Below are 21811 nucleotides of genomic sequence, written 5' to 3' on the forward strand. Positions count from 1 at the left end.
TAAAAGGGTCTACTTGATGAAGTACCCTATTGCTTTATATTCACCATTTACCTCTACCATAGAGAGTGTTTCTACATTCATAGAGGTACTTTCAGTGAACTGGGTGCTGAATGATAAGATTAGGTAATTGCCTTTTGGCAACCCTGGCAGTGAAGAAGGCGCTTGAGCTAAAGAAAGCTCTCGATTTTTTAGATCGCCTAGAGGCTTTCTAGCAAGCTGAAGAGCTTCAGCCCATTTCGCTTGGGAAATATTACTTCTGAATATAGCCGCACTCTCTTGCCAGCTTTGTTCATATTCACCGCTATCAATCAGCTGCAACCAATTTGTAGCATTTTCAAGGGCTTCGCTACTTACATTCACTGGTTTGCCAGCTTCGATTACTTGGTTACTACCGTTATTTGCATTGACTGTTTGTGCATAGTAAATAGCTACAAACAAACTGATAGCGAGCGCTAGCGTGATCCAAAGAACATGTTGGGGATTCAACGACGTTGGCCGGTCAAGCTGCTGTTTAATTGCATGATGAGCTGCGGCATTCTCGCCCGCAGTAGAAGTTTGCGAGGTTGGCTGCCCTTGAGCATGACTTGTAGTGGCGAGGGGTTCACCCATTAAAAGTGCATCGGGCGTCGTTTCGAAAACCGAAGCAAGTGCGCCTATTGAATCGTGTGATGCAGATTGTGTTTTCTCAATTCGCTGAATAGTACGCAAACTCAATCCGGACACATCTGCCAGATGCTGCTGACTCCATGCCTTAGCATTGCGAAGTTGTATAAGCTTTTGACTGTCTACTTTCATATCCATCTCGCGCTTCCTCCTGTTAGCTGCGCTTCACATACGTTAAAAACGTAACGCGGTTAACAGTAAGAAATATCCATGGTCAGTGATACGACAGTTTTACGTCAACCCTGTGACAAAGCAAGCCTGATGGATACGTTAACGTTCTTATTCTTTTGCTAACCAGCATTCTCGCTGTGAAGTAATGAAGGCACTACTCGTGCTCATCGTCTTATTGACGCAGAGGCATAGTTACTCAATCACGTCCCCCACCTGCAACCGTAAATCAAATAAGCTAGTATTAATGACTTATCACAACGCAATGCGTACAATACCGCCCCCGAAAAACAGGTTGGTGATTTATGAGTTCAGATAGTCAATTTTTAGTTGGTCAGCGTTGGTTAAGCAACACCGAAATAGAGCTGGGGCTGGGCGTGGTTATCGGTAACGATTTCCGCTCAGTTGAAGTGTTGTATCCGGCAACAGGCGAAGCGCGAAAATACACAAAGCAGGACGCGCCGCTTACGCGACTAATATTCGAAATTGGCGAAACGGTCAAAAGCCAAGATGGCTGGGAAATGACCATTACTGAAAAAGAAGAAAGCCAAGGTTTATTTATATATCACGGGCTTCGTGAAGATACCAAGGCCCAAGTGCGTTTACCTGAAACCATGCTAGACAGCCACATTCGCTTAAACCAACCTGAAAAGCGCCTGTTCAGCCAGCAGCTAGACAATCCGAAATGGTTCGACTTACGTGAACGCGCCCTAGATCATCAATACGAATATTTGCGTTCAAGAACTATCGGCCTTGCCGGTGCCCGTATATCGCTTATCCCGCACCAGCTACACATAGCGTCAGAGGTAGGCGGAAGACACGCGCCTCGCGTATTGCTTGCCGATGAAGTAGGTCTTGGTAAAACTATTGAAGCCGCGTTAATTATTCACCAGCAGCTTAAAACAGGCCGTGCAGAGCGCGTGCTTATCTTGGTTCCAGACTCGCTCATGCACCAATGGTTAGTTGAAATGCTGCGCCGTGTAAATCTTCCCTTCGCCATTTACGATGAGAGTCGCTGCGAAGCGATAGAAGAGAGCGAAGGTCTAGAAGATGACGATACAGCTGACACAGCCGCTGTAAACCCATTTGAAAGCGATCAGTTGGTACTTTGCAGTATCGACTTTCTCAGTAAGAGCGAAAAACGCCAGCAGCAAATTCAAGCCGCAGGTTGGGATTTAATGGTTGTCGATGAAGCCCACCACCTTGCGTGGTCAAGTGAAGCTCCTTCTGCCGAATACCTATGTGTTGAAGCACTAGCGAATCAAACGCCTGGCGTATTGCTACTTACCGCAACGCCCGATCAACTTGGTCACGAGAGCCACTTTGCACGCTTACGCCTACTCGACCCGGCTCGCTTCCATAGTTACGACGCTTTCTTAGATGAAGAATCGAAATACAGCCAGCTCGCCGATGCGGTAGCGCCATTACTTTCAGACGCCGAGCCGAACGACAAACAGCGCAGCAAACTCGCAGAATTTGCGCCTGACGTAATGGAACATGCGGGAGACCTAAACTCGCCGGAAAATCGTCATGCGTTGCTGCATCAACTTATCGACTGTCACGGTACAGGTCGCATGCTGTTTAGAAACCGTCGCGCCAATATCGAAGGCTTTCCGGAGCGTAAACTAAGTGCATATGAATTGGCGTTGCCGGAGGTTTATTCAGAGGCAGTGAGCGGCGGCGACCTAACCTATTCACTATACCCTGAGCGTATGGCAAGTGTTGTTAATAGCTGGACTAAGCACGACCCTCGCGTTGAGTGGCTGCTAGATTTTATGCAAAGCGTTAAGCCAGAAAAAATTCTGCTTATTTGCGCCAGCGCTCGTACTGCACAAGAACTAGGCGAAGTCATTCGCACGCAAACCGGCATACGCCACAGTGTATTCCACGAAGGCATGAGCATCGTAGAGCGCGATAAAGCGGCCCATTACTTTGCTGACGAAGAAGACGGCGCACAAATTCTACTGTGTAGTGAAATTGGCAGTGAAGGCCGTAACTTCCAGTTCGCTCACCACTTGGTTCTGTTCGACTTGCCTATTACGCCAGACCTGCTTGAACAACGTATTGGTCGACTTGACCGTATTGGCCAAACTCAAACTGTACAAATTCACGTTCCGTATTTAGCGAAAACCGCGCAGCACGTCTTACTAGATTGGTATCACGAAGGACTTAATGCCTTTGAGAAGACCTGTCCGACCGGCTCTGGTGTGTTTGACGACGTTAAACCTTTGCTTATTGGTGCCTGCTTGCACCCTGACGATATGAGTGCCCGTGACGAGCTTGTAAACATGAGCGTTACGCTAAATAGCCAACTGGTGGCTCAACTTGAAGCCGGTCGCGATCGACTTCTTGAGCTTAATGCTTCTGGAGAAGGCCGTGTAGAGCAACTGCTTGAAGACATTATTACACTTGATAGCGAACAAGATTTGTCGCGCTTTATGGGCCGTGTATTTGACGCTATCGGTGTTCAGCAGGACGAAAAAGGCAATGACTGCTTTATCCTTATGCCAACCGAATCCATGGTAAGCCAGCTTCCAGGGCTTGACCCCGAAGGCATGACGGTCACTTACAAGCGCCGTGTTGCCACCACGCTTGAAAACGTACAGTTTCTTAGCTGGGACCACCCGCTAGTACATACCGCGATTGATGTAGTACTCACCGACGTACACGGAAAAAGCAGCATGGGCTTTATTGCCGAGCCATCTTTACCGAAGGGCGCCTACTGGATAGAAACCCTTTTCGTGCTGCATGCACAAGCGCCGAAAGCGCTTCAATTAGGCCGTTTCTTGCCACAAACGCCTGTGCGGGTATGTTTAGATGCGCAGGGCAATCCTTCTGAGCTAAGTTTTGATGTTAAGCGTAAAATTGGCCGCAAAATTTCTTCTCAACTTCTAAAAGCACTGCAACAGCCGCTTGAACTTGCAATCGAGAAAGCACGTAAGCTTGCCCATCATGAGGCTAACCAAAAGCAGCATGATGCCCTTAACGATATGCATAGCACATTGAATGATGAAATACAGCGCTTGCGCGATCTTCAAAAGCGCAACCCTGCTGTGCGCGATAGCGAAATTGAATTTATTGAAACGCAAATGAATGCGCTCGATAAGGTCATTCAGGAAGCTGATGTTCAGCTAGACGCAATACGTATTGTGGTGAACAACCCGTAAATGCAAAATGTTAAGCACTGAAAGAGCAACGTTGAAGTAACGAGTACATAATGGCAAACCCGAGTTTTGTTTATAACCCGCCTATGACGCCTTATCTTGATATCCTGTATCAAGATGAGGATATGCTGGTAGCGCACAAGCCTAGCGGGCTGTTAAGCGTGCCAGGAAAGGCCTTAGAGCACCGAGACTCGCTCATTAGCCGTGTTAATTGTGTTTACCCCACCGCCACTGTGGTTCATCGGCTAGATATGGCAACATCGGGTATCTTAGTGCTGGCACTGAATAAAGAGAGTCATCGCCATATATCAAAACAATTTGAGCTTCGACAAACTAAAAAGCGATATTTTGCCCGAGTACATGGGCATGTAACACAAGACAGTGGAGAGGTGAATTTACCCCTTATTTGCGACTGGCCGAACAGACCTAAGCAAATGGTAGATTTCGAGCGCGGTAAGAAAGCAGTGACGCATTTTGACGTTGTCGAGCGTAATCATGATGAAAATGGATTGCCCTACTCTTTAGTTGCCCTTTATCCCATCACAGGTCGCTCTCATCAACTGCGCGTGCATATGCTTGCTTTAGGCCACCCTATTTTAGGGGACAGACTTTATGCCCATGAAGAAGCGCTATCCATGGCCTCTCGCTTACAGCTACATGCAGAAAGCTTAAGCTTTTCCCATCCTACACTCGGACATTGGCAGCATTTTCACATCCCTATCCCCTTTAGCCAGTACCAACCCAGAGCCCTTTCTGAAAGTATTGAGTAGTTAGCGGTTCTTTATTTTATCTATGGACTTCATTTCAGTTTTATAAGGTTCTGCCGATAACCTTCGTAGAATAATTGGTGTATGAATTGATTTGATGCTGCCGTAACCGCGCAAATCAAAAATAGGTAAAGGCAAACCGTTTTTTATGAAAAGGCACGCTCTTCTTATAACATTTGCAGTTATCGTATCGCTGCTGCCTGTAACGGCGCATTGTGATTTTTTCACAGATGTAAGTAATGCCTATTTGCCCGGAGAAGTGGACGCGTTAATGGTGGGCGAAGAGAAAGCCCCTGTTATTATGGTTGAGGCACAAACGCCACTCCCTTTGGGTGTTGCAGTGGTTCTCACTGAGCCCTTTCCATCTAGCTTGACCCTTGCAGAAGGTAACAGCCTAGCGAGTATGCTTGCTGAAAAAGGATGGAGCGTAGTTATCAGCCCATTTAATTTGGCGACAAACTCACCATCGGCTCTAACTAGTGAAGAACAAACCCGTGAAGCCCAAGCAGAAAGCGCACCTTCATCGATGGAAAGCGAATCAGTCATCCACCCTAGAAGTGATCAACTGACTCAGTACCTTGATTTTAAATCAACAACGACTGCACTAACGATGCAACTCAGTGCTTTAGATAATTATTTGCAAGATAGAACCGGGTACCGCATGGTCATTGCGCAAGGAATGCTTGCAACGGCCTACTTGTCTGCAGTAGAAATGCAGCCTGGTTTACAACCAGACTCGTTTGTCGCTATATCGCCATTTTGGCCACAAGAAAAAACAAATAACTTAGTGATTGATACTATCGCGAAAGCCAGCTTTCCTGTGCTCGACTTATCCCTCAGCGACTTCAATGACTGGGAGGGCATCACCACAATGAAAAGAAAAGTTAGAGCAAAAAATGAACTAAAGTTGCACTACAGGCAAGTTATCATTCCAAATAATTCTTCAACCTTTAGTATAAAGGCGATTGAAAAAACATCTTATATTCAAATGGTTGCAAATAGAACCATAGGCTGGACACGGCATCTAGGCTGGTAATTACGTCATCTTGAGATTACGCTAAATTAGTACCCAAAACAGTTACCTACCCGCAATAAAGCGAACAGCGGGCAAATGCAGTCAATGGTAATTATGTAATGGACTATACTAATTTAAGCAAACAAAGATGGTTGAGTTACTCGTGGATGTTCAGGATTTTGTAGATAACAAAGCGAAGCAGCTGTGTTTCTATTTGAGAGCATTTTGGCAAGGAGAGCTTCCGGTCGAGGAGATCGAGCTATTCTTTTGGGATAGCATGGAAGAATGGGGTCAAATTGAATGCACATTAACACAGCCTTATACGCAAAAGGAACGCGTATTTTGGCACTTACTGCACCAAGTGCATTACTGGAGTGAAGAAAAATTGACAAAAGATCAGTTTCTCGTTGACGAGCTTACTAACTGCGTCAATTTCCTTGAAGGTTTAGGGCACTGTCCTCTGGATTGCGTCGGGATCCGCCCCTAACTTTCACTCACTTACAGCGTTATTCTCTCCCTTTGGGTTATAAACGTTTCGCTTAAAAGTTCATCATGCCTTCACAGTTTTATTGCTAATCACAGTGGTTCGTGGCTCAATGTACTTTTGAGTTACCGCTGAAGGCCGAAGTATTGCTTACTGCATTAAAAACGTTTAACGACAAACGCTACCTAACGATTTTTCTGTTTGGCATTTCCAGTGGCTTTCCTTGGATCATGATTGGTTCAGTGTTATCGGCTTGGCTAAAAGATGAAGGTTTATCGCGTTCGGCTATTGGTCTTTTCGGTATCATCTTCGCCACCTACTCATTTAATTTTCTATGGTCGCCCCTTGTCGATAAGCTTAAGCCACCGCTGTTAGGGCAAAGACGCGGTTGGATCTTTTTGATGCAAAGCGTTGTTATTTTACTGTGTCTGGCCATGTCCCAACTTACCGCAAACCAAGACCTATTCTACGTTGCCCTAATTGGTTTACTCATTGCCATTGCTTCTGCCACCCAAGATATTGCTATTGATGGCTTTCGTATTGATTGTATTGAAAAAGAAGATAAAGATGGTATGTCTGCTGCATCATCAGTAGCAACAGCTGGATGGTGGACGGGCTACGGTGGCCTTGGCGCTATCCCCTTTTTCTTAGCAGACCTCACTTCCTGGACTTGGCCAGATATTTACTTATTACTTGGCGCTATCATGGCCTCTTTGGCAATAGCTACCTGGTTTGCTAATGAACCCGCAGTTAATAGGGAAGCTTTGCTTGAGCAAGTAACGGATGTAGACGCAAACAGCTCTGCAGCAATTAACTGGATAAGAACAACTCTCATAACACCATTTTCGGAGTTCTTTAACCGCAATGGCATCAAGCTGGCTGCTTCATTCTTACTGTTTATTTTTCTTTTTAAAATTGGAGAAGCGTTTTTAGGTCGTATGAGCATCGTCTTCTATAAAGAAGTGGGTTTTTCAAATAGCGATATCGCCACTTACTCAAAGTTACTTAACTGGTGGGTGACCATTATATTCTCTTTACTTGGCGGGTTAGTGAACATCCGCTATGGTATTTACCGAGGACTGATGATTGCTGGTGTTGCCATGGCAGCCTCAAACCTTCTGTTTGCTCTTATCGCACAAACAGGACCTTCAACTTCACTTTTAGCCATCACTGTAATTGTCGATGGTTTTACCGGAGCATGGAGCACTGTTGCCATGGTCGCCTTTATATCGCTTTTATGTAACCGCGCTTTTAGCGCAACTCAATATGCACTTATGGCCTCTCTGAGTGTTGCAGGACGAACATTAGTTGCTTCTAGCAGTGGTTTAGTTGTTGATAGTCTTAATGGAAACTGGAGTTTGTTTTTTGTTTTGACGGCTGTCATGGTGATCCCTAGCCTTTGCTTTTTATACTCCATAAGAGACCACATAAAGCGCGTCGAAGCGCCATAAATTCCTTACTCTCTGTTGCAGTCTGCATTTAATTACCTTGCAAGTTTGGATTAGTTGCCTACATTTAAAGAAGGTAGTTAATGCAAACTCTTGCAAGGAAGAAAGTTGAGCGTAAACAAGGCTGATCCACCGCAACGCAAGTCATCTTTGGTATCCACCGCTTTTACCTTTTCAAAAGTAAACGCCACGGCTATGTTTTTCGCTGCCATTATTATCTCAGTCTTGTTTGTGTTAAACACCAAACAGCAGTCTTCCATTACTAACCTTAAGCAAAAGAGTGATTTAGTAGACAGTATAATTACCGCTGAACATCGAATTCACCAATTCAACAGGCAAACTCAAAGCGATAATGGCAATCATACCGCTCTAGCCCATCAGTTACAGGTAACGTACCAGGGGTTACATCGATATTTACAAGACAGATGGAGGGTCAGCGACGCTCCTGCGCTCGTTTCTAAAGAAGAGTTTAAAAAGGCATATAAAGATTTACATAGAGCCGCAGCAGAAGAAAGCGCCAAAACAACGCGAATATTGCTTTATACACTTGTGGCGCTCCCCCCTACAGAAATAAAGCCCTATATCGATGATGGCTTTAGCCTTCTTCCTCTTCTAAGCACTTTACAAGCGGAAGAAAATTCGGCGTTACTCCGTGTACAAGCACTGCGGCAAAAGATGTTGATAACCACTTTATTTGGCGCAGTTGTTCTGGTTCTTTGGTATCTTGGTGCGTGGACTATTAGTAAAAGCTCACCCAAGAAATCTCTGCGAAAACTCAACAAGTCAAATGTACGGCTTGCTATTGCTGATAATGATCAAGACCTACAGAACAAAGAGTTTTTACAGCTTATCAGCCATGAGTTTAGGGCCCCGATTAGCGCCATAATTAGTGCCTTAGAGCTTATTCCTAATTTGGAAGATCAGCGTACTCGGTTAATTCAACAAGCTGAGCAATCAAGCTATAGACTGCTAAATTTAACCAACAACCTTACTGATATACTCAATAATCACATAGAGGATGACCTTCAACTTTCAAAGGTGGACTTGATCAGCTTGTTAGACGAATGCATATCCCCTTTTTCGGTAAGGATTAAAGACAAAAAGCTCGAATTTAACATGCACTGCAGTCATAGCGTGCCAAGTTATGCTGAAACCGATGCTATGGCCCTTTCCAAAGTCATAATGAATATTCTCGATAATGCCGTGAAATTTACTTCAACGGGTTTAATTGACGTGACCGTTACAACGCTAGTTAAAAACAAAAAAGTTTTTCTAGTAATCATTATTAACGACACCGGCATTGGCATTGATGATAGTACGCAAAAACGTATGTTTGAGCGCTTTTATAGAGGAGAGCATTCGCAAAGTCAGCGCTACCCAGGGGCGGGAATTGGGCTATCGGTTGCCAAACGCAGTATTGATAGACTTGGCGGTACACTTCAAGTCAACAGTACCGCTGGCGTCGGATCTGAATTTAAAATATCGCTGCCCATTAAGCCAGTAGAAGATTCTCCATTGGTGTCGTCTACCCCTTCATATGCCAAATTCGCGGTTGTCGACGATTTAGAAATCTCAAGACTTCACCTACAGTCCATTATTACCAACGAAGGGTTTAGCGTAAGAACGTTTTCGTCTGGCGCTAACCTTTTGAACCTCCACGAAGAACTGCTTCAATTCTCGGGCATCATTGCCGATTTATATATGCCAGGGATGAATGGACTTGAACTTGTAAAAACACTGCGCGCCATCTATGGAGAACGAGTGCCACCAGTCATCGTATTGTCTGCAACACCGGATATCGCCAATATTATCGCCAAAAGTGAGCTACCCATATATCAGAGCTTTGTTAAACCTATCGACCGAAACCGGTTTGTAGACGCCATTCATCAACTAACGGCAAATAATGCAAAAGTCATAAAAGATGTAGCCAAGGCCAACATATTAGTTGTTGAAGATGAGCCGATTAACGCCGAGATGGTGGAGTATATGCTACAAAGTATGGGTCACAATGTGACGGTGAGTTATACCGGCGACGATGCAATTAGCCGAGTTAACGAAACCGACTTTGACTGCGTGTTGCTCGACATTCAATTGCCAGATATTAACGGCTTGGAAGTAGCAAAAATAATGAAAGAAGGGCACCCTAACCTCCCTATAATTGCACTTACCGCTAATGCCCACAGAAACGATAAAGAAGCTTCACTGCAGGCAGGTATTCGATATCACCTTGTGAAGCCCGTTACCTTTCAGGAACTCAAAAATACCTTACGTCTTGCACTTTTATAGATGGTGTTTTTCTAAGTATAGATACGGTACTGATTTCGACCGTTTTCTTTTGCCTGATAAAGCGCTTGGTCGGCACACTCAAGCCATGCCATCGACTCCTTAAAGTCGGGAGAAAACTGGGCAAGCCCAAGGCTTACAGTGAAGTTTATCGATTCGCCCTCATGCTCAACCACCAAACGCTGTGCAAATTGTCGAATACGCTCGGCCACCGCTTTCGCATCGTCTACCGTTGAATCGTTAAGGATAATTGCAAACTCCTCACCGCCATAACGCCCCGCCAGATCGGTTTCCCGCACACAACGTTTAATCAGGGCAGCAAGCATTTTTATGACTTTGTCGCCAGCTTGGTGCCCGTAGGTATCATTAACCCGCTTGAAATGATCGATATCTAGCATGAGTGCGGTACTGGGCTTTCCTCGTCGAACGCATAGTTTGTGCATTTCATCAAAGCGTTCTTGCCAATAGCGGCGGTTAAATAGGCCTGTAAGCCCATCGACTCGGCTTGCAGTTTTCAACTCTTCGTTAAGATGCTGCATTCCCAGTTTGCCCAGGGCCTGCTCGGTCACATCGTAAACCAGCATACAGAACCGCTCTACACGTCCGCTTTTATCTACAATAGGGAACATGGTCACGTTTTGGTACATAAACTCAGCGGCGCAGGTAACCGGACGATTACAATCGAACTTCAATAAGTAAGGACGCTGCTCCCAAATGATAAACACCGGACTTTTTAAATTAAATACAGGGTCAACTTTGGTTCTGAGCCACTTCTCTTCTATTTCTGGGAAGTGTGTAAACAAGCTAGTTCCAACCATAGCTTTCGCTTTCTTAGCGCTATGATCCTCAAGAAATTTATTCCAGACCTGCACGTTGAAGTTGCGGTCAATTACCGCAATTCCTACTTCAATTGAGTCGAGTAATCCTGCAGGCACGTGAGGTGAACTAACGAGAGCTTCTGCAGCGAGTGTACCAGTTGAAGCATTCATAGACTTTCCTTGTCTTGTTTTATCGAACCATCATCGAACAACCGTGCATAAATGTGATTCATAGCATCACCGGGAAACAACAATAGAAGGTCGAAGGAAATATTTCTCGACTTTATCGCATACCCAATTTCAATGGCCATTAATTTTCCCCAGCGCTGTACGTTATCACTTAAAAGGGTTGATAGGCCTTGGTGCTGTCCCAGTAGTACAGGATGCGTATGGCTAAAGGCAACATTAAGCTGTTCTGACAAACCGTTCAAACAAGCGCCTATAAGAATATTTGAAACGTCCATGAGAGCTTCAAGAGCAAGCTTGTCTGACGATGCCGACGAAGGGTATTTCAACAATTCAACAATATTTTGCGTATTTGTATCGTTAAAGATAACCAGGGCTTCACCACTTATACCTTCGCTAATAAACCCTTTTGAAACCGCGGACACGCTGTCATTACGATTAATCTCGGCAATCGCCATAGACAATTCGTTGCTTTCAATTAAGTTAACATTAGGTATGGGTAAGTCAATAAACTCACCTAGCAGCTGGGCTAGATTTTCTCCTGCGCGCCCCATGGCAATATTGACCATTTCACGGCATGCGTCTAACTGCTCTTCATTACTCGCTGGGCCCTTGGCTTTAGGCGCACTTGACTCACTTTGCCCCTGGGCCTTTTGTAAGTTAGCCCCTGATGAATGGCTCTCACCGCTATAAATGCCGTAGGAAGATAAGATATGACTAAGCTTATCATTATCAATTGGCTTTCGAATGAAATCTAAAGCACCGAGTGCGAGCATTTTTTCCCGCGCTTGCGCCTGAACATCACCAGACACTACCACCACTAAGCACGGCAAGTCCTGTTGACGAATGGCTTCCATAGTTTGATAGCCATCCATTATCGGCATGTTTAAATCGAGAAAGACCACGTCGCCCTTACCTTCTTTGATAAGAGCTAGGGCTTGTTCACCATTCTCGGCAAACGAGACATCTACATCCCACCCGTCGGGTAAACTGCGCGCCATTTGCCGCCTTGCGAAGCCCGAGTCATCGCAAATCAATATTGGAGTACTCATGGTAACTCCTTAAATAGCGACAGGGGCTTTAATATGTGGGTGTGACTGGTAATTCTTTAGCGTGAAGTCATCGTATGAAAAACCAAAGATATCTTTAATATCTGGGTTAATTTCCATCGTTGGACGGGCAAACGGTTCGCGACTAAGCTGAAGTTCTACCTGTTCAAGGTGATTTGAATACAAGTGCGCATCACCTAGCGTATGGATAAAATCACCCGGCTCTAGGTCGCATACTTGTGCAATCATCATGGTAAGCAGTGCGTAGCTTGCAATGTTAAACGGAACGCCAAGAAAAATATCACCGCTACGCTGGTAAAGCTGGCAGCTTAGCTTGCCTTCTAAAACGTAAAACTGAAAAAGCGTATGGCATGGAGGTAACGCCTGCTTGCCCATTGCCGCATTTTCTTTGGGTGAATAGCTAGTATCAGGTAAGACCGCAGGGTTCCAGCCGCTAACGATAAGACGACGTGAATCAGGGTTATTTTTAATTTGCTCTACCACTTCGGCAATTTGGTCAACCGAGGTACCGTCACCGCGATCCCAACTACGCCATTGATGGCCATATACAGGGCCAAGCTCGCCTTCATCGGTAGCCCATTCATCCCAAATTTTGACGCCATGCTCTTTTAAATAGGCAATATTTGTTTCGCCTTTTAAGAACCAAAGTAGTTCGTGAATGATTGATTTTAGGTGACACTTCTTTGTTGTCACCAAAGGGAAACCTTCCTGTAAATTAAAACGCATCTGATAGCCGAATACACTTAATGTACCTGTACCAGTTCGATCTTCCTTTTTCACACCCGTATCACGTACATGGCGCATTAATGCGAGATATTCTTTCATCGTTATTCTTATATTTTTTGTTGTTCAACACGGTCTTTTCCGCGCATGTAAGCACGGACCATTAATCCTATTCCTAAAGCTATCATAGGTAAACAAAGAAGTTGCCCCTGGCTTAGGCCCATTTGGTATAAGCCAATATGAGCATCAGGCTCTCTGAAGTACTCAACGATAAACCTAAAGCTACCGTAACCGAACAGGAATAAGCCACTGACCGCCCCTACCGGGCGCTTTTTGGCAGAATAAAGCCATAGGATAATAAAGAGCAGTACGCCCTCTAAAGCAAACTCATAAAGCTGTGAAGGGTGGCGAGGCACATAGCCTGCGTTAGGGAAAATGACAGCCCAAGGTACGTCAGTGGTGCGCCCCCATAGTTCTGCGTTTAGGAAATTGCCAATTCGACCAGCCCCCAAACCAATGGGTACAAGTGGCGCAACGAAATCTCCTAAACGTAGGAAGGTCGTATTCATACACTTTGCGCGCCAAAACAGGGCTGCTAATACCCCTAACAAGCCGCCGTGGAAAGACATTCCACCCTCCCAAATTTTAAACAGATACAGAGGGTCGTCTAAGAACATGCCAAACTGGTAGAAGAACACATAGCCAATGCGCCCCCCCAAAATCACGCCCACAAAGCTCCAGAAAAGCAGGTCGCTTAACTGTTCTCTGCTCCAGTTAGTTTGCGATAGGCGCTTTTGTGCTAACAGATACGCTGCAATAAAACCTACCAAATACATTAAGCCGTACCAGCGGACACTTAATGGACCGACACTGAAGATAACGGGGTCGATACTGGGAAACACCAGATAACTGCTCTGTTCCATTATTTTATTCAATTCCTAAAATCATTCTAATGCTTACTAAAACAAGTAAACATGCCAACATCGCTTTTAACACACGTATATTAACGCGCTGCCCAAGCTTCGCACCTATGTTTGCGGTAAACATGGAGGTTGCAACAATACCAGCTGTAGCAGGCAGATAAACATAACCCATACTGTATTCTGGTACATCTATCTCACCCCACCCAGCGATAATAAAACTGGTGGTACCAAAAACGGCAATAACAAGCCCGCAAAAAGCGGCGCAACCTATAGCCGCGCGTACATTAACACGAAACCACACTAAAGCGGGTACAAGTAATGCGCCACCGCCAATACCCATAAGCGCACTTAGCATGCCTGCTCCACCGCCAACAGCAGCCAGTGAACCTTTAGAGGCTTCGTTCTCAGACGCTTTTTGTTTGCCAAAAATCATTTGCAGCGCTATCAATATAACCAGTACGGCGAACACATCTTTAAGCACTTCGCCCGAGATATGACTTGCCACCTGCGCACCGGCAATTGCACCAAACGCGATCCCTAATCCCGTATAAAGCACAATATGACGCTGAATATTACCCAGTTTATAATGTGCTAAAGCCGACGACATACCCGTGAAAATAATGGTAGATAAGGATGTTGCGATAGCGACAGGCATAACCGTTTCGGTGGTCATGCCCAAAAAGTGGATAAGCAAATATGACAGCGCGGGTACGATAATTAAGCCGCCACCGATACCCAACATACCTGCAAGAATACCGACAACAGAACCTAAGATCAGACAGCTGGCAACAATTACAACGAGTGGATCCATTTTTTAAGCACCTGCTCGGATAAGGCCTCCTAGGCCCTTAGTTTCAAGATACTGATTCAAGTGCACAAAAACTTCTTCTTGGCTAACAGAAGTTAGCGCTAGTGAAAGTAACTGCTTACACTCATCAAGCGTTACTTTTCGAATAAGCCAGTTTATCTTTCTTAAATTGAAACCATTCATACTCAAACGGCGATAACCCATTCCCATTAGCAGCAGTGCCCCTGCTGGCTCCCCCGCAATTTCACCGCAGATAGTCACGGGCACTTGATTTTGGTTAGCTTTTTGAACCACATCGTAAAGCGCGCCTAGTACGGCTGGATGATAGCTATTGTAAAGCCCAGCCACCCGCGTATTGTTTCTATCGACTGCTAATAAGTATTGGGTTAAGTCATTGCTGCCAACTGAAAAGAAATCAACATGCTTGGCGAGCTGAGGTAGTTGATAAAGTACCGATGGCACTTCAAGCATAATGCCTAGTTTTGGTTTATTAAGGGTTTGCCCTGATTCTGCAATTTCGTCAGATATCTCATAAAACGCCTGATTGATAAGACGCTTAGACTCCTGCACTTCAGATACCGTAGATATCATGGGCAGCATAATTTGCAGGTTGCTTAGCCCTACGCTTGCCCGAAGCATAGCGCGAACTTGAACCAAGAATATTTCGGGATGATCAAGGGTAAGTCGAATACCTCGCCAGCCTAAAAACGGGTTCTCTTCGTTAATAGGAAAATAGGGTAGCGGCTTATCGCCTCCCACATCCAAAGTACGCATGGTGATGGGTAACGACGGCGCAGCCTCAAGGACTTGGCGATACAGCTTTACCTGCTCTTGTTCCGAAGGGAATCGCTCACGCAGCATAAAGGGAATTTCGGTGCGGTATAAACCCACGCCAGCCCCAATCTGCTCGGCGTTTAGCTCTACTTCAGCAGAAAGGCCCGCGTTGATGTATAAGGACATTCTGCAACCATCAACGCTTTCACACGGTTTATCCGCCTCTGCGTCGATTTTATCCGCAATGGCCGACTCTTCTTCAATAAGCTGAATAAATTCGGTCTTAATGTTGCGCTCTGGCGAAATAATGACTTCCCCAGAATAGCCATCAAGCAGTATTTCTTTGTCTTCAAGTAGCGCTGGTGTAACGTTTTGACAGCCCATTACGGCAGGCACGCCCATAGCCCTTGCTAATATGGCTGCGTGAGAGTTGTTCGAGCCCCGAATAGAGATAATGCCTTTGAGCTTATCTCGCGGAAACTCAGCAAGCATGGGGGCTGACACTTCATCAGCGACTAAAATACTTGCCTCAGTAATAACCTGCTCAGAAACTTTTTGTCCGTTCGCTTCATACAAAATATTGGCTAATATACGATCTGATAAATCGACAATATCAATAGCACGCTCTTGCATGTAAGGGTCGTCCATAGCCTGAAAACGGGCTGCGTAGCTTTCGACTACCATTTTCAACGACGAGGCAGCGTCCCAACCTTGGCGAATTTTTTCTTCTACCTCACGCCCTAAACTATTGGCATCTAAAAGGTGATGATAGAGCTGAAAAATTGATTTAACGTCGTCGGGGATTCCGTCATCCAATCGCTGAGACAGGGCGTCAACATGGCCTCGTGTTACCTCAACACCTTTGCGGTAAAGCTGAATTTGCGTTTGTGGTGATTGAGTGCGCTTAACCACCCAGTTTTTGAGGTTGATAGACTTATCGGGTGAGACCCCTTTACCTATAGCTAAACCAGGCGAGCCTGCAATGCCACGCACATTTTTTTGCCGAGCAATGTTGTCGGTGGAGTTAGAGAGAGTTAAAGCACCGCGTATATCAGCATTAGTGATCTCTAGCGCTAACTGTGCAGCGAGGGTAACCAAAAACGCCTCTTCATCTTCGCTAAAGCGTCGCATCTGAGATTGCTGAAGTGTGATAACACCCAGTACGCGCCTTTGATTGATAATGGGCGTACCTAAAAAAGCATTATACTTTTCTTCTTTTACTTCGGGATAGTGTTTGAATCTAGGATGGTTGTGCGCGTTTACGATATTAAGCGGTTCTTCCCGTTGACCAACTAAACCGATAAGACCTTCCGAAAAACCAATGCGAACTTGTTCTACCGCATCGGGGTGAAGGCCGTCAGTGGCTTTAAGGATAAATTCTTGCGTATCGTAATCGGCAAGGTAAATAGAACATGAGTCAACACTAAGCGTATGCTTTACACGTGAAGCTAGCCTAAACAACGCGGTATCAAGTGCAGGAATTTGATTCATTTCCTGCACGATACGTTTTAATGTAGTTAACATTGCGCCTTGTTGGCTCTGAGGGCTCACCGGTTTATCCTTGTGTAATTGCAGTTTGCTCGTCGCTTACTGTTGCACATCGCTGCCTCTAACACCTTTAACATCTCTGCCCCTTTACACTTTTTCCATTAGCGGCTTAACCGCGCCTGCGTTTTTTACCACGCTTGTGCGGGGCTACATTTTGGCGCTGTTGAGGTCGATGTTGCGCAGATATTACTACAGGCGAGAACTCTTTCATTACTCGTCTGTATACATCTCGCTTAAACGATACAACATTTCTAATGGGATACCAGTAACTTACCCACCTCCAGTCATCAAATTCAGGATGGCCTGTTTTAAGCACATTAACGTCGCGCTCGTTGCAGTCTAGCTGCAACAAGAACCACTTTTGTTTTTGCCCTATACAAACAGGGTTGCTGCCTTGTCGAATTAATCGCTTTGGTAGCTTATATCTAAGCCAGTTACGGGTAACACTTAAAATGGTGACATCTTTCGGTGTCAGTCCTACTTCTTCGTGAAGCTCGCGGTACATAGCTTGTTCAGCAGATTCCCCTTCATCAATTCCGCCTTGAGGGAACTGCCATGAATGTTGACCATAACGTCTTGCCCAAAATACTTGACCCATTTTGTTGCAAATCACTATGCCCACATTCGCACGGAATCCATCGGCATCTATCACATAGACTCCCGGGCACACTATACTTGTATATGTTTTCATTCTTCCACAAACTATGCTCCAATCATAGTCTTAATGTTCGCCTTCGCTTTCAAACAGGAAATTAACCACTTTTTATGCAGCCTCCTTCATCGCCTCCATCTTCGCCAGATAGTCTTTTAGCGCGGTGTCACGCTATTGCAGGTTTAACCTTAGGAGAGTTAGCTGACATGGCCAATGTTGCCATCCCAGCCAATTTGCAGCGTCACAAAGGATGGCCAGGCATGCTTATTGAAAAATGGCTTGGCGCCAGTGCAGGTTCAAAGCCTCAACAGGACTTCCCCGAGTTAGGTATAGAACTTAAAACCATACCCATCGATGCTAATTTTTCCCCACTGGAAACCACGTATGTCTGTTTTGCGCCCCTTTTGATGGCGCCGGGTATCACGTGGGAAACATCCAATGTGCGAAACAAGCTACAGCAGGTGTTGTGGCTACCCATTGAAGGTGACAGAGCCATTCCTTTAGCGCATCGTCGGGTAGCTACGGGGTTTTACTGGCGACCAAATGAGCATGAAGACGCCATGCTTAGACACGATTGGGAAGAATTGGTAGAACAAATTGCCACGGGACAGGTGGAATCGATTACCTCTCGACAAGGAGAGGCGCTTCATATTAGACCTAAAGCGGCCAACGGTAAGGTGCTTACCGATGCGCTAGGGCCAGAGGGCCAACGTGTTAAAACTCGCCCTAGAGGCTTTTATCTGCGCAAGACCTTCACCCATCAAATACTGCGCAATGCATTTGGTGTTTGAAGTAAGCTGTACGAAAAGAAAATGTTTTTCACTTCGTAGGAGCAGCATTCAAATGTTTAACAAGGTATTCGCTTAAGAACTTTTCTGAATTAACGCCTAGTCGTTTTGCTACAGCCTCTAATTTAGCATCGCTATGGAGCAGCACTTTTTTCGCATACTCCAGGCGGTAGTGAAATATAAACCGCCTAAAGTTTTTCTTTTCAGTAAGCTGAAGCGCAATAGCCAAAGATGTAGGGTCGATATCAGCCCCTTTGCAAAACTCACTTAGCGTAAGGAAACGGGTTTTATAGGCTTTTGACTCAATGGTATAGCGTTCTGCTTTAGAAATAATACTGCTTATTTCATACGGTGTGGCTTTGCCTTCGTCCAGTCGCTCGTAGTTCAATGGCGACGGCGCTGTTCGGCGAATAAAGGTTAGTGAAAACAATACCACTAACAGTGCACAGCCAATCATTAAGTGATGAAAGCTTTCCCAAAAAGGTACGGGGAAAAAACCAAAGGTTGCGGCGGTAACAAGTAAAATACTCATAAAGGCAACACCGACCAAGCTTCCCATTACTCCGGCAAGCTTAGGCATTTTTAAGTTTTTAATGTCCACCGCCTGCTCAGGTAAATGTCGGTGGTACATTTGAATGTGTTCGGTAATAAGAATACCAATGAGCAATACACTAAAGCCTGTAAGTAGCGAGGCACAATAGGCTGGCCATAGCAATAAAGGCTCGCCGCTCGGCGACGATGAAAGCCATTGTTGTTTGTCACCCACTGGAATAAGTAAAACGGTACATTGAAAAATTGCCGTTACCACGGCAGGCCACCATAGCCGCTTTCTTGCCGTAGGATAAGCCAATAACATGGGCTTTATGGCACGATAACAACAAGTAATTGCGATGACGGCAAATACATCTGATAAACCATACAAGATAGCTAATGAGCTCGCTTGTGCTATTCGCAGCCATTCATCTAGCATAAATAGTGGCCAGCAGATAAAGGCACCAACTAGCCAGCGCATGCTGGTTAAGTTTACTTTTTGAACGAACAGACGCGCAAAACAGAAAATATAAACGCCTAGTAGCGAATAAAGAAAATAATCATAGTAGCTTGAAGTCATCAGCGTCCTCCTTCCCTGAGATAAAATTTGCTAACGCAATACGTGTCCACCGACATGGGTTACCAGTAGATTTCACGTTGCATAGCCACAGTGCGCGTTCGCTCCATAATTCGAATTAACGTACTGAGTTTCTCTGCTGTCCATTTGCGTACCTCATCGTGAGAGTCCACTTCCGCATCGTCTATTGATTGCTTCAGCATGAGCAATGCGTTTAATTCATCAATGCCAGTAAGTAAATCTAACCAAGGCGCACGAAAGTTACCTCGCTCTTCAACAAATAGGTCACCAAGCAAAAAACCACTCCACAGGGTTTGTCTTAGCATTATTTCCGCTGCACTGTAATTAGCTGGCCCCATGGTTTTATTGAGGGGCATACTCTGCTGCACGGTTTGCCACCCTTGCGATAACCATCCTTTTGCATGGTCAAGTACAGGGTGATCAAACCCCGTTGCTACCTTTTGCCAAGGCTTATTCTGTATAAGACTTATAGCGTGAAGCTTAATGTCTGTAGCATCATTGTCGAAAAATAGTTTTTCAGGCTCATGGGCCTGCATTAAACCTGTCTGGCGCCCTTGCAGGTAGCTTACTACCGCTGGGTGCTTGCTTAAGGTTTTGTTAAACATGCTCTTTTTAGAGAGCAAATAGCGCAAACTTTGTAAATCATCTTGCCAGCCCCACTTTTGCGCATGGGTTACCAGTTTTTTGTGCAAGGCTAATAGCTCTGGGCACTGCAATACGGGTAGATAAAGCGACACACTCTGCAGTAGCAACCTAACGCTTTTAGCAACCTCAGCCAGCGTTTTTATAGAGCCACTCTCGCAGAAGACATGCTCGTGATGCTGCCAATGTGCCAAAGCGGTTTGCACTGCTTGGCCGAATGCCTCTTCTGTGGTGGTGGTCTCTTCAAGGGCTAGAAAGTCTGGTAGGTGGCGAACTTTAGCGTTAAAGCCGTGTAGCAACTGATAGCCCTGAGCGGCTTTTGATACATCGCTTAGTCGCACCGGCATATTGTCGTTTATAAGCACAGCCAACGAAAACAGACTGTTGATGTCACCTGACATCAATTCAAGCTCAATCTCATTGATGGGGGAGTTGGCTTTATCCGTACTAGCTTGACCGCAGTCTAAGACAATTTCAACTTGGCTATCGCCTAAAGCAACCACATAGGCATTGCGCGTAAAGTGTGTACTAAACTGTTTAGAAAGGCTCGCATTCTTTGTTGTAATGTCCCAACCTTCGGGCCACACATTCGACTCGAATAACGTGAGATCCGGCCTTGCGTTATCAAGACTTACGTTATATTCCATGCGTTTGTGCAAGCCACCGCTTACTACACCGTTGGTTTTTAAGGTTTGTTCGTACTCGCCATTATTACCACGTACTCGAAAGCCCATTTTATTGTTTTGAAAATCGAGCTGATCCGTATCGTAATAATCGTTCTCTAAGCGCATTTCGCGATGAGAGTTAACCTGGATATTGTGTTTTTCAAAAAGAGGGAGTACACGTTGGGTAAACGCCTGGTGAGCATTGTCACCCGTTACAAATTTTAATTCTATTTCTGACATGGTTGCGCTAAGCACAGCTTATGATGCTGACACCTTACCCTTGTCGATCACTTTTCGCAATGTTGCTGCTGTTAAACAAGTCGCTTAAATTAGACAAAAGTGGAACAAACTTGCCTTTATCGCGGTCAACCAATACCATCTTCACGTTTTAAATTCTAAAATTGGACTCCATATGATTCGAAAGTGGTTAGCAGCAGCCCTTATTGCATGCTCTTTTCAAGCATTTTCGCTACAAGATACCGCTGATTTAGAAGCGTCTTCTTCGCACTACATAAGAGATGACTTGTTTATCTTTATGCATACTGGACCTGGTCGTAACTATCGTATCCTAGGTTCAATTGAAGCTGGCACCCCTATTACGGTAATTTCGCGCGACAATGATGCTGAATTCACGCAGATTACCGACGATGAAGGACGTAAAGGCTGGGTGGAAAGTAAATTTGTGTCTAACACAATGTCGCAGGCAGAGCAGTTGCCTATAGTTAGTGAGAAGCTTGCTGAGAGCCAAAGTGGTCTGCAAGCTGCACAGTCAGAAAACGCCAGACTTCGTCAGCAGCTTAACGATGCTCGTCAAAAGGTGTCTAAACTTACCACTACAAACGACGAACAAGCGTCTCAAATCATTCGTTTAACCGCCAAGGTTGAAAGCGCGAATAAAGATGAGCTTGTTACTTGGTTTACGCGCGGTGGCATAGTGGCAGGCGTGGGGATATTGCTTGGTGTAATGCTCACTTACCTTCCTAAGCGCAAACGTAGAAACAGCGAATGGATGTAGTGCTAGCATTTATAAAAAATGCTTAAACAGAAAAAAACGCCGATGTTAAACATCGGCGTTTTTTGTAGATGCATTTAG

General features: G+C 45.2%; 18 protein-coding genes. 8 read left to right on the top strand and 10 right to left on the bottom strand.

The features are described 5' to 3' along the window. Window positions 1-9: 9 nt before the first annotated feature. A complete protein-coding gene (locus tag ACXACS_RS18635; RefSeq protein WP_474808827.1) occupies window positions 10-801 on the bottom strand; it encodes a DUF4019 domain-containing protein in 792 nt (263 codons plus the stop codon). A gap of 335 nt (window positions 802-1136) precedes the next feature. On the opposite strand from ACXACS_RS18635, the gene rapA reads away from it, so the two are divergent. The 6 genes from rapA (at window position 1137) to ACXACS_RS18665 (ending at window position 9995) form a co-directional block, all read left to right on the top strand. Next, window positions 1137-3998 (top strand): RNA polymerase-associated protein RapA, encoded by a 2862-nt coding sequence (gene rapA, locus ACXACS_RS18640; protein ID WP_474808829.1) that lies wholly within the window; start codon window positions 1137-1139, stop codon window positions 3996-3998. Window positions 3999-4048: 50 nt separating this feature from the next. Next, window positions 4049-4765: a bifunctional tRNA pseudouridine(32) synthase/23S rRNA pseudouridine(746) synthase RluA gene (gene rluA / locus ACXACS_RS18645; protein ID WP_474808831.1), complete on the top strand. Its 717-nt coding sequence runs from the start codon at window positions 4049-4051 to the stop codon at window positions 4763-4765. A 145-nt stretch (window positions 4766-4910) separates the two neighbouring features. Continuing rightward, the gene (locus ACXACS_RS18650) at window positions 4911-5798 is read left to right on the top strand and encodes a DUF3530 family protein (RefSeq protein ID WP_474808833.1); all 888 of its coding nucleotides are present in this window, start codon (window positions 4911-4913) and stop codon (window positions 5796-5798) included. 142 nt (window positions 5799-5940) lie between these two features. Further along, a complete protein-coding gene (locus ACXACS_RS18655; RefSeq protein WP_474809332.1) occupies window positions 5941-6264 on the top strand; it encodes a hypothetical protein in 324 nt (107 codons plus the stop codon). A 101-nt stretch (window positions 6265-6365) separates the two neighbouring features. Continuing rightward, window positions 6366-7712, top strand: a complete 1347-nt coding sequence (locus ACXACS_RS18660; protein ID WP_474808835.1) for an AmpG family muropeptide MFS transporter — start codon at window positions 6366-6368, stop codon at window positions 7710-7712. Between the two features lie 105 nt (window positions 7713-7817). Next, window positions 7818-9995 (top strand): response regulator, encoded by a 2178-nt coding sequence (locus tag ACXACS_RS18665; protein WP_474808836.1) that lies wholly within the window; start codon window positions 7818-7820, stop codon window positions 9993-9995. A gap of 11 nt (window positions 9996-10006) precedes the next feature. On the opposite strand, the gene ACXACS_RS18670 is transcribed toward ACXACS_RS18665, so the two are convergent. The 7 genes from ACXACS_RS18670 to rppH form a co-directional block, all read right to left on the bottom strand. Continuing rightward, window positions 10007-10981, bottom strand: a complete 975-nt coding sequence (locus tag ACXACS_RS18670; RefSeq protein WP_474808838.1) for a GGDEF domain-containing protein — start codon at window positions 10979-10981, stop codon at window positions 10007-10009. Continuing rightward, entirely contained in the window at window positions 10978-12048 is a 1071-nt protein-coding gene (locus ACXACS_RS18675; protein ID WP_474808840.1) for a response regulator, read from the bottom strand. Before ACXACS_RS18675 ends, ACXACS_RS18670 begins: the two co-directional genes overlap by 4 nt. A gap of 9 nt (window positions 12049-12057) precedes the next feature. Further along, the gene (locus ACXACS_RS18680) at window positions 12058-12891 is read right to left on the bottom strand and encodes a thymidylate synthase (protein WP_474808842.1); all 834 of its coding nucleotides are present in this window, start codon (window positions 12889-12891) and stop codon (window positions 12058-12060) included. A gap of 8 nt (window positions 12892-12899) precedes the next feature. After that, window positions 12900-13712 carry a prolipoprotein diacylglyceryl transferase gene (lgt, locus tag ACXACS_RS18685; RefSeq protein WP_474808844.1) on the bottom strand — a complete coding sequence of 271 codons (813 nt, stop codon included), beginning with the start codon at window positions 13710-13712 and terminating at the stop codon, window positions 12900-12902. A gap of 4 nt (window positions 13713-13716) precedes the next feature. Then, a complete protein-coding gene (locus ACXACS_RS18690) occupies window positions 13717-14523 on the bottom strand; it encodes a sulfite exporter TauE/SafE family protein (RefSeq protein WP_474808846.1) in 807 nt (268 codons plus the stop codon). Window positions 14524-14526: 3 nt separating this feature from the next. Next, complete coding sequence (ptsP, locus tag ACXACS_RS18695) at window positions 14527-16818, bottom strand: phosphoenolpyruvate--protein phosphotransferase (RefSeq protein WP_474809334.1); 2292 nt, start codon at window positions 16816-16818, stop codon at window positions 14527-14529. Between the two features lie 133 nt (window positions 16819-16951). After that, entirely contained in the window at window positions 16952-17494 is a 543-nt protein-coding gene (gene rppH, locus ACXACS_RS18700) for an RNA pyrophosphohydrolase (protein ID WP_474808848.1), read from the bottom strand. Between the two features lie 113 nt (window positions 17495-17607). Between rppH and mutH the strand changes: the two genes are divergently transcribed. Then, window positions 17608-18285, top strand: a complete 678-nt coding sequence (mutH, locus tag ACXACS_RS18705; protein ID WP_474808850.1) for a DNA mismatch repair endonuclease MutH — start codon at window positions 17608-17610, stop codon at window positions 18283-18285. A 28-nt stretch (window positions 18286-18313) separates the two neighbouring features. Here the strand turns inward: mutH and ACXACS_RS18710 are convergent, their stop codons facing one another. Both ACXACS_RS18710 and ACXACS_RS18715 read right to left on the bottom strand, forming a co-directional pair. Continuing rightward, window positions 18314-19393, bottom strand: coding sequence for a helix-turn-helix domain-containing protein (locus tag ACXACS_RS18710; protein WP_474808851.1), 1080 nt, complete (start codon window positions 19391-19393; stop codon window positions 18314-18316). Window positions 19394-19452: 59 nt separating this feature from the next. Beyond that, window positions 19453-20958: a CYTH domain-containing protein gene (locus ACXACS_RS18715; RefSeq protein WP_474808853.1), complete on the bottom strand. Its 1506-nt coding sequence runs from the start codon at window positions 20956-20958 to the stop codon at window positions 19453-19455. A 172-nt stretch (window positions 20959-21130) separates the two neighbouring features. On the opposite strand from ACXACS_RS18715, the gene ACXACS_RS18720 reads away from it, so the two are divergent. After that, window positions 21131-21733: a TIGR04211 family SH3 domain-containing protein gene (locus ACXACS_RS18720; RefSeq protein WP_474808855.1), complete on the top strand. Its 603-nt coding sequence runs from the start codon at window positions 21131-21133 to the stop codon at window positions 21731-21733. Window positions 21734-21811 lie beyond the last annotated feature (78 nt).

Source organism: Alteromonas sp. AWM4_230 (assembly GCF_056158305.1).